Source organism: Corynebacterium aurimucosum, assembly GCF_030408555.1.
Classification (GTDB): domain Bacteria; phylum Actinomycetota; class Actinomycetes; order Mycobacteriales; family Mycobacteriaceae; genus Corynebacterium; species Corynebacterium aurimucosum.
The window spans coordinates 778,508-791,722 of record NZ_CP047048.1 but is presented as its reverse complement, the minus strand read 5'-3'; the positions used below and the strand labels follow the sequence as shown (position 1 = coordinate 791,722).

11 protein-coding genes and 1 tRNA gene are annotated in these 13,215 nt (G+C 59.2%); 6 read left to right on the top strand and 6 right to left on the bottom strand.

Features of this window, described 5'->3' with window-relative positions; all coding sequences use genetic code 11:
• Window positions 1-169 precede the first annotated feature (169 nt).
• Window positions 170-727, bottom strand: a complete 558-nt coding sequence (locus CAURIM_RS03725; RefSeq protein ID WP_236659310.1) for a tyrosine-type recombinase/integrase — start codon at window positions 725-727, stop codon at window positions 170-172.
• 16 nt (window positions 728-743) lie between these two features.
• Here CAURIM_RS03725 and CAURIM_RS03720 point away from each other — a divergent pair, with 16 nt between their 5' ends.
• Window positions 744-2,282, top strand: a complete 1,539-nt coding sequence (locus CAURIM_RS03720) for a relaxase/mobilization nuclease domain-containing protein (protein WP_201828570.1) — start codon at window positions 744-746, stop codon at window positions 2,280-2,282.
• Window positions 2,283-2,286: 4 nt separating this feature from the next.
• On the top strand, window positions 2,287-2,763 hold the full coding sequence (locus tag CAURIM_RS03715; RefSeq protein ID WP_012359769.1) for a hypothetical protein: 477 nt from the start codon (window positions 2,287-2,289) through the stop codon (window positions 2,761-2,763).
• A gap of 169 nt (window positions 2,764-2,932) precedes the next feature.
• Here CAURIM_RS03715 and CAURIM_RS03710 read toward each other — a convergent pair whose 3' ends face one another.
• The gene (locus CAURIM_RS03710) at window positions 2,933-4,492 is read right to left on the bottom strand and encodes a SulP family inorganic anion transporter (RefSeq protein WP_070443139.1); all 1,560 of its coding nucleotides are present in this window, start codon (window positions 4,490-4,492) and stop codon (window positions 2,933-2,935) included.
• Between the two features lie 169 nt (window positions 4,493-4,661).
• On the opposite strand from CAURIM_RS03710, the gene CAURIM_RS03705 reads away from it, so the two are divergent.
• The gene (locus tag CAURIM_RS03705) at window positions 4,662-5,066 is read left to right on the top strand and encodes a MerR family transcriptional regulator (protein WP_034664654.1); all 405 of its coding nucleotides are present in this window, start codon (window positions 4,662-4,664) and stop codon (window positions 5,064-5,066) included.
• Window positions 5,067-5,399: 333 nt separating this feature from the next.
• On the opposite strand, the gene CAURIM_RS03700 is transcribed toward CAURIM_RS03705, so the two are convergent.
• Together CAURIM_RS03700 and CAURIM_RS03695 are read right to left on the bottom strand one after the other, a co-directional pair.
• A tRNA-Met gene (locus CAURIM_RS03700) sits at window positions 5,400-5,476 on the bottom strand.
• A gap of 155 nt (window positions 5,477-5,631) precedes the next feature.
• Window positions 5,632-8,610 carry a UPF0182 family protein gene (locus CAURIM_RS03695; RefSeq protein ID WP_070644453.1) on the bottom strand — a complete coding sequence of 993 codons (2,979 nt, stop codon included), beginning with the start codon at window positions 8,608-8,610 and terminating at the stop codon, window positions 5,632-5,634.
• Between the two features lie 123 nt (window positions 8,611-8,733).
• On the opposite strand from CAURIM_RS03695, the gene CAURIM_RS03690 reads away from it, so the two are divergent.
• Window positions 8,734-9,324 carry a PPA1309 family protein gene (locus CAURIM_RS03690; RefSeq protein ID WP_070446104.1) on the top strand — a complete coding sequence of 197 codons (591 nt, stop codon included), beginning with the start codon at window positions 8,734-8,736 and terminating at the stop codon, window positions 9,322-9,324.
• Between the two features lie 77 nt (window positions 9,325-9,401).
• Entirely contained in the window at window positions 9,402-10,082 is a 681-nt protein-coding gene (locus CAURIM_RS03685) for a beta-N-acetylglucosaminidase (RefSeq protein ID WP_201828571.1), read from the top strand.
• A gap of 4 nt (window positions 10,083-10,086) precedes the next feature.
• Here CAURIM_RS03685 and CAURIM_RS03680 read toward each other — a convergent pair whose 3' ends face one another.
• A complete protein-coding gene (locus CAURIM_RS03680) occupies window positions 10,087-11,163 on the bottom strand; it encodes a YlbL family protein (RefSeq protein ID WP_201828572.1) in 1,077 nt (358 codons plus the stop codon).
• A 93-nt stretch (window positions 11,164-11,256) separates the two neighbouring features.
• Here CAURIM_RS03680 and CAURIM_RS03675 point away from each other — a divergent pair, with 93 nt between their 5' ends.
• The gene (locus CAURIM_RS03675) at window positions 11,257-12,684 is read left to right on the top strand and encodes a zinc-dependent metalloprotease (protein ID WP_201828573.1); all 1,428 of its coding nucleotides are present in this window, start codon (window positions 11,257-11,259) and stop codon (window positions 12,682-12,684) included.
• On the opposite strand, the gene CAURIM_RS03670 is transcribed toward CAURIM_RS03675, so the two are convergent.
• Window positions 12,681-13,178, bottom strand: coding sequence for a M48 metallopeptidase family protein (locus CAURIM_RS03670; protein WP_201828574.1), 498 nt, complete (start codon window positions 13,176-13,178; stop codon window positions 12,681-12,683). The two genes, CAURIM_RS03675 and CAURIM_RS03670, sit on opposite strands and share 4 nt — an antisense overlap.
• Window positions 13,179-13,215: the final 37 nt, after the last annotated feature.

Here is a 13,215-nt window from a genome sequence, read left to right as displayed (position 1 = left end):
TTGACTGGTGGGGTTCCGGAAGTTGGTAGCGGGGGCCGGATTCGAACCGACGACCTCTGGGTTCTCACCCTCAAGTTCGAGCCACCTGCAGTTATTACCCTTTTACCTGCTGATTAGAGAGGTATAAGCATACTGGGCCTTACTGCGCCTTACCGCGGATTACCGACTCTTAAGTCCCGTTTTGAGTCCCACTTTCTTCACCGAGATTCAAGGCTCCCCGCATAGCGTCGACATCAGTCCAATCCGTGTAGTTGCGCGCGTTCACGTCGACGTCATGCCCGAAGTAGGCTGCACGCACCTGGGCGGGCACCCCTCGCGCGATGGCCCGGTTATTGAGCACCGTGCGCCAGTCATGGGATCTCATTAAAGCGATGTGGTCGTCCTGGACCTGCGCGCCGACATCTTTAAACAGAGCCGCTGACGCTTTCACGGCGTTGTCGGTGCGCCAGTGCGCCTGCTTGTCTCCTGGCGAAGGGATCAGTGGGTCGGTCGTTCCTAGTCCGTCGAGCCGGTTTAACCAAAACTTTTCGACACGCTTGTCCAGGAACGGGATAGAACGGCCTCTGTGCGTTTTGGATTGATCAGATGTAATGCTGATCGCGATTTGCCCATTAGCGACTTTTACAGATTGTCTCGTCGCCGCCAGCGCCTCTGAGATGCGAAGTCCCGTCCCCGCTTGTAGTAGTGCCAGCGCGACCACGTTGTCATGTTTTGCGACGGCAGACAATGCCCGCAAGGGTGAGGTGCGAGCCGATGCTTTATGCACGGTTCAACCTAACGCTGAATCGTTTTCTCCGGAGGCTACGGCTGGCCGTTGGTCGGGTGTGGACTTCATGGAAGCCAGTGTGGAAGAAATGGAGCGATATGCTCCGGCTCAGCGCACTGACGAAGCAATTATTTATATCCAATCGTGGGCTAAAGACGAGCTGGATAAGGATAACCCGGCCGATGTAGCTCGGGCTAATGCGGCTGGCTCAGAGCTGGCGATGCGGCTGACGCAGGGCACGGGAGTTCCGTTTACCGTGGCTACGCACACCGACAGTAAAAGCGGCTGTGTCCACAACCATATCGTCTTTGCCAACCACGATACGCAGACAAAGAAGGCTGCACCTCGGGATATGCGCAACTGGTACAAGCTGCGCAATATCAACGACGAGCTGATGCGCGATTTGGGGATGCGTGTCCTGGAGCGAGAGCCGGAAATATCGCTGCTTCCTGCTGAGCGCAGGGCACGCAAGGAGGGCAAGTCCACAGACTCGACGGGCCTGGGCGTGGATGAGCTGACCGCAGCCACGTGGGCTGATTTTGCCCGCAAGCGCATGGATGAGCTGTGCGCGGATAAACAGGTGGCAGATGCTGACGACCCACTGGCGAAGGCAGTAGAGATTGCTGGCAAATACAACCTGTCTCTAAAAGTGCAGCCCAACTCAAAAACCGAGGGTGAGTCGCTAACCGTGGCCCTGGTCGACGACGACGGCGAGGATGCCTACTTCACGAACACCACGAAGGCCGGACGTACTCGAAAGCGTAAAGCAGCTAAAGCTGGCTCAAAATTGGGCCGCAGCTACTCGCTAGAGGGTGTGACCGAACGCGTTAACGAGGCCCAATCAGCCCTTCTTGCGCGGCAGCTTGCAGCACTTCAAGCCAATTCAACCGATGACGACCTGGAGGCGAAATACGGCTCCAGCCTTCTCGATGACGAGGAGGAAGAAAACTATAACAACCAGGAGGTATTCAATCATGGTGTCAGTGACCGAGATGACGAAGCTAGCCCAAGCAGCGGCGAAAGGCAAGATGGACAGCGTCTTGAAGGTTCTCAGCCCACGCCTGGACAAGGCGGAGAAGGCTATCAAGACGCTGCAGGAGAAACTGAAGAGTCTGCCGGAGAATACAGGGGACATTCTCAGTTCTCTGCCCAGCGACTTCTCGACGAGGTTGACGCAAGCGGAAAGCGAATTAAGGAACGTAAAAAGCAATCTCGCCGCAAACAAGAACTACGTGAGCAGCAGTCACTTCCAAGTAACGATGATGGAAGTGCAGCAGATGATCACCGGGCTGATAAGGAACATCGAGGATCTGCCCAACGGCCTGGAGGGGGTAAAAGGGTACCTAATCGAGATAAGCGAGCAGATGTCGCGTCTGACAAGGATGCAACAGCTGGTACTCAAAGCAGCCGAAAGCCCCATCCATCTCGACAAGGATTCCAGCCAAGCAGTAGCCCAGAGCCTGAACGCTCAGATGACTTCGAGCCTGGAACCGCTGGTAGAAGTAGCTGTATCTGAGGCAATGTCGAAAGAGTCCGAAAGCCTGCACAAGGCAGCAGAAGCATCTAAGAAGGCTCGCAGCGCCCTGCTCCAGGAGAAGGAGTCCAACGAAAAGCTGCTGGAGAAGATACGTGCAGAGCGCAAAAAGTACAACGACGACATGGAAAAGTCGAACACGAACTTTATTAAGGCCTGCATGTCTGCCTCGTGGATTGCAGCCAGTGTTCTCTTCGTTGCTATCGCACTCGTTGCTGTCGGAGCCTTGGGGAACGGGCTGCTAAGTATGCTCGGCATACCCGACGGCGTGTCTGCCTTGTGGGGTCACGTCCAGGAGGCCAACGGCATCGGCCCAACACTGGGCTGGTTGGCGTTAACACTTATCGTCATAGGGGTTCTTATAGCGCTTATGACCTGGATGTTGTCCCAGGCCGCGCCGGGTATTGCTCACTTAGTCGAGGAATACCGTCGCAATCACCCGAGGAAAGAAACGAACCACTAACTAGAACACGTGCACCGTAAAAAGTAAAAATCCCCACAACACAGCGTAGCGGTTAACCGCTACGCTTCTTTTATGCTCTTCCTATGCCCCAACTTTGCAACAGCACCAATAAACTGGCGCCCCGGTTATAAGTTGGGGCGCCAAGTCGATGTGCTCGAGTCGGGGGATGTTAGTGGCCGGTGCCAAGCCGGCCAGACAGGCGGTTCAGCCGGTCCTGACTGGGACCGTCGAGCCCGATAATGGACACGGTTTTGCCTCTGTCCTGGAACTTCTGCGTAATCGCGTCAAAGGTCGCGACCGTGGAGGCATCCCAGATCTCCGCCTCAGTGAGATCAATAGTGATATGACGGGCAGAATCGGTGTAATCAAAGCGATAAACCAGGTCATTGCTTGATGCCCAAAACAACTGGCCATGCACCCGGTAGGTACGAGTATCAATCTCGCCATCGCCGTCGCCGTCGATCTCGGAGACCTTTTCAATGGAAGCGATATGTGCCATCCGACGGGCGAACATGATCATCGCGGTGACCACACCCAACACCACACCAATGGCCAGGTTGCTGGTGGCTAGGGTGGCAATAATCGTCACGGCCATAACAATGGTCTCAGAGACCGGCATGAGTTTAAGGGTGCGTGGATGCACCGAGTGCCAGTCGATGGTGCCGACCGAGACCATGATCATGATTGCCACCAGCGCAGCCATCGGGATCATGCCAACGATGTCGCCCAGTGCCAGGACCAGGACCAGCAGGAACACACCGGCTAACAGGGTGGATAGGCGGGTACGTGCCCCGGATTCGCGGACGTTGATCATGGTTTGACCGATCATCGCGCAGCCACCCATGCCGCCGAAGAGACCGGAGGCAATATTAGCCACCCCCTGTCCCCAGGATTCACGAGTTTTATCGGAATGAGTGTCGGTGATGTCATCGACGAGCTTGGCGGTCATCAACGATTCCATGAGACCGACCACGGCCATGGCCAGGGCATAAGGCGCGATGATCTGCAGGGTCTCCAACGTCCACGGCACGTTCGGAATAAACAGGGACGGTAAGGTCTCCGGCATCTTGCCCATGTCCGAGACCGTCGGGACAGTCAAACCGGCGGCAATGACCAAACCGGTGAGCACGATAATCGTGACCAGCGGGGCGGGGATCACACTGGTGAGCTTGGGGAAGAAAATCATGATCACCACACCCAAGCCGACGAGTGGGTAGACTATCCAAGGCACATCAATGAGGTGTTCGAGTTGGGCGGTGAAAATCATAATGCCCAGTGCATTGACGAAACCCAGCATCACCGATCGGGGGATAAAACGCTGAAGTTTCGCCACACCGAGGGCGCCGAGCACGATTTGTAGGACACCGCCCAACAGGACGGTGGCGATGAAATAATCCATCCCGTAACCACGCGCCACAGGAGCAATGACTAGGGCAATAGCCCCGGTGGCGCCGGTGATCATTGCCGGGCGGCCACCGGTAAAGGCGATCGCAATGGCCATGACTACCGAGGAAAACAGACCCATGGCTGGGTCAACACCGGCAAGGATGGAAAAGGCAATGGCCTCAGGGATCAGTGCCAGGGATACCGCCAGTCCGGCCAGAATCTCTATACGGATACGGGCGGGGGAAGAAAATGCGTAACGGAAGGATGCGATGATCCCGGTAGGGGCATCAGCGCCGTCTGGACTCAGGAGGGGGCGGGGGGCCGCCGTGCTAGTTTCAGTCATAGATGTCCAATCTTTGAGGGGATAGGTAACTGGGCGAACGCCCGAAAGGAATCCAACCCTCTAGTAACTTTAGGTTTGGTGATGGTGGTCATGGTAGCGGGAGTTTTACTCAACCGCCAACCCAGGCACAGGAACCCGTGGGCAACATCACCGTGAAGGAGAACAGGCAATGCAAAACAGTAATTTCAAGATCGGCGAGGTCGTTGACCAGACGGGGTTGTCGATTCCCACCTTGCGTTATTATGACAACGTCGGCCTGATTACCCCATCGGGGCGTAGCCCTGGTGGGTTCAGGCTTTATAGTGAGGCTGATGTACGTCGTGTTTTGCTGGTGCGACGGATGAAACCGCTGGGGTTTACTCTGGATCAGATGCGGGAATTCCTGGAAGCTGCGGAGATTCTTCATAGTTCAGATGGCGGGCAGGAAAGTGATACCGCACAGCAGGCACGGAGTAATGCCAAGGCCACCCTTGCCGACATTCGTGAGGAGACGCGCACCCGCTACGAAAAGCTACGCAAGCAAATTGCCTACGCTGAGGAATTCCTCGATCTGGTCAACACCCTGGCACCCTAAACTGCCCCCATCCTTCGCAGGGAGAAAAAGACCATCGTATTGAATGCGCTCTGTCGAATCGCGTTCCAGATGAAGTGGACGAACGTCCGCGGCCTCTCCGGAGTGGATGGCGATAGTACAGAGGACTTCTGAAATCCGTGCAGACGACTCCTCAAAACGACACAGTCATCCAAGGTCACAAAATCGAAAATTGTCACTTAACCCCATCACTTCCAAACCGGCTTAAGTGACAAAATGCCATCGCTAAAGTCCCGATTTGAGTCCCAGGACGTGCGCCTTAAGAGAAATAACTAAAGCCCCTACCAGTGTTTCTCCTGGTAGGGGCTTGGAAGTTGGTAGCGGGGGCAGGATTCGAACCTACGACCTCTGGGTTATGAGCCCAGCGAGCTACCGAGCTGCTCCACCCCGCGTCGAGATGTACTTCCAAACATCAAGCGCTCTGCACACTGTCCCGTGTGCTAGCGACGGATGTAACTATACAGACACCTTGGCGCCTACCCAAATCCCCTGGGCAGGCGCCATTTCATAGGTGAGGCGCCGAGTTTTCGCCGGCACCTATCCGGACTTACTGAGACTGCAGGGAGCGGTAGTCCTCCACTGCCTTATCGAGCTCGTCCAGGGCCTTGCCATACTCCTCAAAGGAGCCGTTCTTGGCCTTGTCTACACCATCGAGAGCCTTGTTGATGGCGTCGATAGCCTCACCCTCGTCAGATGCCTTCGGAGCGGATGCCGGTGCGGAAGACTCAGAGTCCTTCTCTTCGTCCTTCTTATCGGCGGCATTGGCCTCCTCGTCATCCTTCTCCGTCTGCTTACCGGAGTCACCCTCAATTTCGGTGATGTCCTGGGCGGCCTTCGGGTCGATGCCGACCTGCTCTAGGGCCTCACCAATCGTCGGCGCATAGCCCACGCGCCCCTTGTAGGACACCAGCACGCGCAACAGCTTCGGGAACGCAGACTCCTGGCCCTTGCGCTGCGAGTAGATCGGCTCCAAGTAGAGGATCTCTCCCCCACCCACCGGCAGGGCCAGCAGGTTACCGTTCTTCAGGTCATTCGAGCCCTGCCACAGTGTGCGGTCACGAGCCACCTGATCAGAAGACATCATGGCGTCCTGCGCCTGCTTGGGGCCTTGGGTCTGGGTATTCGTCGGCAGCACGCGCACGGTGATATCACCGTAGGTCTCCGGATCAGAAGACACCGCCATGTGTGCAGAGAGGAACTGACGGTTCAGACCGCGGTAGGAGGTGATGAGTTGGAAGCTCGGCTTGTTGGTCTCCGGGTCGGAAGCCAGCACGTAGTACGGCGGCTGGTTCAGCCCCTGGGATTCACCAGCGGTCGGATCCTCCGGCACGGACCAGAACGCGTCGTTGTTGAAGAAGACGCCCGGGTCATCTACGTGGTACTTGGCCAGCAGGTTGCGCTGCACCTTGAACATGTCCTCCGGGTAACGCATGTGCTGACGAAGCTCGTCGGAGATCTCCGACTCGGGCTTGACGACGCCCGGGAAGACACCCTCCCAGGCCTTAAGCACGGGGTCTTCGGTGTCGAACTCATAGAGGTCGACGGTGCCATCGTAAGCGTCGACAGTCGCCTTCACCGAGTTACGGATATAGCCCACCTGGTCGTTAACCAAGCGCTGCGTCGTGCCCGTCGGGTTCTGTGCGTCCTGGGTGGTCTCCGTCAGGGAGGTGCGCTGCGAATACGGCAGGGAATCCAAGGTGGTGTAGCCATCGACAATCCACTTGATGCGGCCATCGATGACCGCCGGGTAGGTGGAGGAATCCGTCGTCAGCCAGGGAGCAACCTTCTCCACGCGCTCGCGCGGGTCGCGGTCATAGAGCAGCTTGGACTCCGGCCCCACGCGGTCCGAGAGCAGGAAGTTGAGTTCCTGGTACTTCAGCGCAAAGGCAGTGCGGTCAACAATGTTGCCGATGTCGACGCCACCCTTGCCGTCATAGGTGTAGGTGGAGGTATCGGTGTCGTATTCGACGGACTCATCACCCGTCTTGCCCACGATGGCGTAGTCCATCCCATCCTGGGCGCTAGCGATCACCGGGCCGAAGTAGGTTCGCGGCTGGTCCACCTTGATACCGAGGGATTCTTCAGCATTCTGGGTTTCGCCCTCACCCTCGGCGTCCTTGCCCGCCTGGGTCTGCAGGTCCGCCACCGTGAAGATGGGGAAACCACCACGGGCCGAACCGGCATCACGAGCTACCTCATCGACTGTGTTGGCCTGCGCCGCAATGAAACCATTGCCGTGGGTATACACGGTGTGACGGTTAATCCAGTTCTGCTGGTTCTCCTGCAGCTCGTTCGGGTCCAGCTCGCGGGCTGCGACCACGAAGTCACGGAGTTCGCCATCGATTTCATAGCGATCCATCGCCAGCGTCTCTGGGAAGCCGTAGAAGTTCTTCAGCTGCTGCATCTGAGTAAACGTCGGCGCCAGAATGTCCGGGTCCAGCAGGCGCAGGTTGGAGATGGTGGAGTCATCCGAGGCAACCTTGTCATCGGCGACGTCCTCCGCGCCCCAGTTCTCCTCGTAGGTCACCTTGTCGTCTGTGAGGCCATAGGCAAAGCGAGTGGACTCGATGTTGCGGGAGATGGACTCCGCCTCTTTAGCCTGGCGGTTCGGGTTCACGGAGAAGCGTTCCATGATGAGCGGCCAGCCTTGGCCAATGACCAAGGAGGACAGCACCATGAGCACCACAGCAAGGCCGGGGATGCGCAGGTCCTTAATGACCACTGCAGAAAAGATCGCCACGGCCACGAACACGCCGATGATCATGAGGATGATCTTTGCCGGCAGGTAGGCATTGATGTCCGTGTAGGAACCACCCGTAAACAGCGAGTGCTGGTTGTACAGCAACTCGTAGCGCCCCAGCCAGTAGCCAGCCACCTGGAGCAGCATCCAAATGCCACCGGTGACGGCGAGCTGCGTGCGCGCTGCTTTCGACAGCGAACCACGCACGCCTGCGGCGCGATTGCCCAAGCGAATGCCGCCAAGAATGTAGTGCCCCACAAGTGCGATGAGGAAGCACACTGCGACCAGCATGGAAGCAGCGCTGACCAGCATTGACCACACCGGCAAACGGAAGGCGTAGAAGCCAAGGTCGTGGTTGAACTGCGGGTCGGCCACCCCAAAGTCATGAGAATTGAGGAAGAGCATGACGGTCCGCCAGTTGGCTTGCCCCAACAGGCCGGAAACGACGCCGACGAGCACCGGGATGACCTTGAGGAAGACACTCATCGTGCTCTCAATGGACTTGCGGTACTGATAAACGGGGGAATTGAAGTCCGCCATGTCCATCGAGTCACCGCGCCCCCGCCACACAATCAGGCCCGCAACGTACGTAACAGCCGCTGCTACGAGGCCGAAGAGGATGAAGAGGACGATGCGCGTCACCAGGGTCTTGGTGAAGACCCCACGGTACTCAATCGCGCCGAACCACTTCCAATCCGTGTAGAAGCCCACCAACATGGGGCCAATGAACAAGAGGACCGCGATGATGGCGACAACCCACGAGAGAAATTTGGGCGGACGTTTCATCGGGGCGGCGGGTCGGTTGAGTCCGGAAGCCAACTCCAGCTCCAATCAAGTGTCGTGCGAATATAGAGGTATCAAGCTTCTAGTCTAGAGAAGCACTATGACCGTCAACGAACAAGGACGCTTATGAGTTCCCAACCTTCCTCCCAGCCCGCTGTACACCGCGCGCTCAACAAGGCGATGCGCGAGGCCGTGGATTTCATCCACGCCGAAGGCTGGGATGCGCCTCCTACCCTTTTTGCTCTCGTCCCTACTGAGCTGGTGGCCGCCCAGCTTGGGGACGTCGATGACTCCTCTCCCCTCACCCTCGTGGTGCAAGAGTTGCCGGAAGGCATCGAACCGGGATCGGAGCACCTCGCGGACTACGTCTCGCGGCTAGCATGGCCGCGGGAGATCGCCGGCGTCATCCTAGCCCAGGAGATCATGTTTAAGGACACCTCAGACGCCGCGCTTGGCGACGCCCGCCCCGCCCGCCTCTTCTCCGGAGTCCTGCGGGCTACCGCCCTGGACGGAAGCTCCACAGCCGATGCAGAGAGTGTCGACAACGATGGCGCGGAGCTCACCCTGCTGCAATTGCGTCCGACCGAGGAGGAACTAGCGGAGGCCGGCCCCTTCGCAGAAGACGATATCCAATTGCGTGGCGGACCGAATGTGGCACCGGGGGTCATCGCTGCGCTGCGCTACGGGTTGGAGCAAGATCCGGAGGAAATGCTCTAATCGACTAAACTCAGACTGCAGTGGCCATTAACGCTCAGCTCTCGGGGCTGGGCACGCAATTGATAGAGGAGTCTCTCGTGCGCTTGACATCCCGCTTCACCGCCGCAGCTTCGGCCGTGCTTGCCACCGGCTGCCTGCTCTCCGCATGTGGGAAGGACGATGCCCCCTCCCCTGACCCAGCGCCTGCGAGCGAAACAACCACCGCCGCTGCGGAGAAGACCAGCGCGCCGGCCCCGGCGACGTCCGCCGAGGAATCCGAGACCACTTCTCCTGCCGCCTCCGAATCTGAAGAAGCCTCGGGCGCGTCAGGCGCAACCTCCCGCGGCAGCTCCGAGGAGCGAATGGACAAAGACAAGGACGCCAGCGAGTCCGCGGAGCCCAGCGGGGCGTTTAATGCTTCCGTGGAGCAAGCTTATGAGATCTTCGGCGGGCTCGTACCGGAGGGGATCTTCGCGCAATTCGACCGCTGCGATCCCAATGGCGTGACGGATTCTTTCAACTGCTCTGGCTCGGAGGTAGGCCAGTTCCAGTTCTTCAAGTCCAAGACCAAGGCTTCCCAAACCACCCAGGTGCTCACCGAGCTGCGCAGCTCCCGCGTCATCGAGGACAGCGGCAACCGCGTCGTGGGCTGGTCCATGCTGGGCAACACGGCCATCCTCACCGTCGTTGACAACGATGAGGGCCTTATCATGCAGCAGATGATCTCCACGGACCAGGACGATCCGGAAGAGCGCCTCAAGGAGCTAGGCCTGGTTTAGCGGGCTAGCCTTCACAGGTCTCGACGGGCCTGCCCTCCGCAAAATCCTGCATGGCCTCGATGGCATCATCCAGCGTGTGGACCTTAGCCACCACCATGTCTCCGGTATCGCGGCTGACTGCCTCCGCGCAGTTGTCGGCTGGGGCGAGGAAAAGCTCAGCGCCCGCTTCCTGAGCCGCGTGAACCTTGTGGACGATACCGCCGATGGGGCCGACCTCGCCGTCCTCACCTATAGTGCCGGTGCCGGCGACAAACCGGCCGCCGGTGAGATCTTCGCTAGAGAGCTTGTCAATCACCGCCAAGGTAAACATCATGCCGGCCGAGGGGCCGCCGACGTCCTGCAGGTTGTAATCCACCGTGATGTCCTCGGTGGGAACCGAGGTCATAAGGATGCCTAGCAGGGCCACGTCCTCCTGCTCGGGGTGGGAGCCGAGGGCGACCCCGACAGTCTTTTCCTTGCCCTTGCGAACAATGCCTAGCTCCACCTCATCGCCAGGCTGAAGAGCGCGAATCTTCTCTTGCACTTGGCCAGGCTCCGTGACCTTGTCACCGTTGACGGTGGTGATAATGTCGGCGTCGTCAAGCGCGCCTGCTGCGGGGCCGTCATCGAGTACTTGTGCCACCTCGATTCTCACCGGTTTGTCCAGATAGTCCATGGCGGCGACCGTGGCCGCCGACTCGGACTGGGTAAAGGCCTGCTGATTGGCCTCCTGGACTTCCTTATCTGTCTTGCCCTGCGGGATGACATTTTCGATGGGGACGATGGTGTCATCCGTAAACAACCACCGCCCCAGGGCCTGGGCCAGCGTCATGTTGGTGCGCACGGAGACCGTCGTCATGTTGAGCTGCCCCTCCGGCTGGAACGTGTCCGGAGCTTCGACGTTGACGACGGGTTCCCCATCCACCTCGCCCAGGGTATCCACGGTAGGACCTGGCCCCTCGGCGGCATAAGGCACCGACAAGGTGATATCGGTGCCGGGAATGTGGTCGATGCTGAGCAGGGCTCCCGTCAGCACCACCGGGATGGCTCCCCACGTCAAAGTGGACAAGCGGCGGGTTCGGGGGTTCTGCGGAGTTTTCACGGAGGATCAGCCTACAGCCTTGTGGAGCTTGTTCGCTCTCAGCGTTGCCGTGGTCCTAGAATCCGCGCTAGGAAACCTAGTAGATTGGGGTCCATGAGCAACGGATTCGGTTTTTCCTTCCCCAATAACGACGATGACGATGACAACGATCGTCGCGACCAGAACCCGTTCGGCGCCTTCGGCTTCAGCGCAGGCAACGGTGGCCTAGGAGACCTGTTGAATCAGTTCGGCCAGATGCTCTCCGGCATGGGTTCCTCCATGAACTCCCCGGAGGGTTCCGGCCCGGTCAACTATGACTTGGCCAAGCGCATCGCGCACCAGCAAATCTCCCGCGACAAAGAGGTCAGCGAGCAAGACCGCACCGCCGTGCAGGAAGCCGTGAGGCTAGCGGAACTGTGGCTAGATGATGCCACGATCCTGCCCACCGCATCCGGCACCGTCACCGCGTGGAATTCCGCGCAGTGGCTGGATGAGACGCTGCCGATGTGGCAGCGCATGGTCACCCCGGTTGCGGAGCACATGAACTCCGCGCAGCTGGAATCCCTGCCGGAGGAAGCCCGCGAGATGATGGGCCCGATGACCTCGATGATGAACTCGATGTCCGGCATGAACTTCGGCATGAAGCTGGGCCACGCGCTGGGTGATCTGGCTGCGCAGGCATTGACCGGTTCTGACTTCGGCTTGCCTGTCTCCCCCGCAGGCACCACTGCACTCCTGCCGCACAATATCCAGGCCATTGCGCGCGATCTCAACGTTCCGGGCCAGGAAGTGCTCGTCTACATCGGCGCCCGTGAAGCCGCCCGCCAGCGCCTGTTCAAGCATGTGCCGTGGTTGGTCGAGCGCCTCGTCTCCTCCGTTGAGGAATACGCCATGGGCTTGGTTATCGATACCTCCCATATCGAGGAGGCTACCCGCGAGCTCAACCTGGAATCCGGTGACCCTGAGGCCATCCAGGACGCGATGAGCAAGCTACAGGGCATGGACTTATCCCCGCGGATCACCTCCCGCAACGCAGTCGCGGCTTCTCGTCTGGAAACCCTCTTAGCACTCGTTGAGGGCTGGGTTGAACACGTGGTGACCGAGGCCCTGGGAGAGCGCATCCCGTCTACGAAGGCAATGACCGAGGCGTGGGCGCACCGCCGCTCCACTGGCGGCTCCGCAGAGAAGGCCTTCTCCCAGGTCGTCGGCATCGAGCTCAATGCCCCGAAGGTGGAGGCCGCCGCTGAACTCTGGCGCCGCGCCACCGTCGCGGTGGGCGCCGACAAACGTGACTCCGCCTGGGACCACCCGGATCTTCTGCCCACGGCCGAGCACCTGGAGAACCCTGCGTCCTTCATCGACGGTTTGCTCGATGACACCCCTGATGAGGGCTTTGAAGCGGAGTTCTCCAAGCTGGAGGAGATGCTCCGCCAGCAGGATGCCGGGGGCGATACCAGCGATAACACCGGCGACAGCGCTGGCGAGGACACAGACGCCGACGGCGACGACAATAAAGAGGACAAGCCAGGCGAAGAGAACTAGCGGAAACGCTGGTAAGCCTCGAGGTATCCTTTCGCGCGCTCGGCTTTGGGCGCGCGGTCAGCCCACTCCCAGAAGTCCGGACCATGACCCGGGATGAAGGTGTGCGTTAACTCGTGGATGATGACCGCATCGAGCACATAGTCGGGGACGTCCTGCAGCCGGTCAGAAATCCGAATATCGCCCGTTGAGGTAGTGCAGCTACCCCAGCGGGATTTTTGGTTACTCACCCACCGGATGGAACCCACCGTGGCGCGGCCCTCCAAAAAGCGGGCATTCAGTGTGCGGGCGCGGTCGGCCAGGGAATCGTCGGAAAGCTGCGAAGAGGTGTGCTTTTTGCGCACCTTCGCCACGATGCCATCCACCGCTTCGCGCTCTTCCGCCGCTGACATCCACGCGGGGATGCGCACCTCCACAACGCCGTCGACCACGCGGGCTTGGACGGTGCGACGGCGCCGTGCCGAACGGATGACACGTACCTCGGGATTGCTCGACATGACAGGGCATTCTACCTGTGGTGCAATGGTATCTACA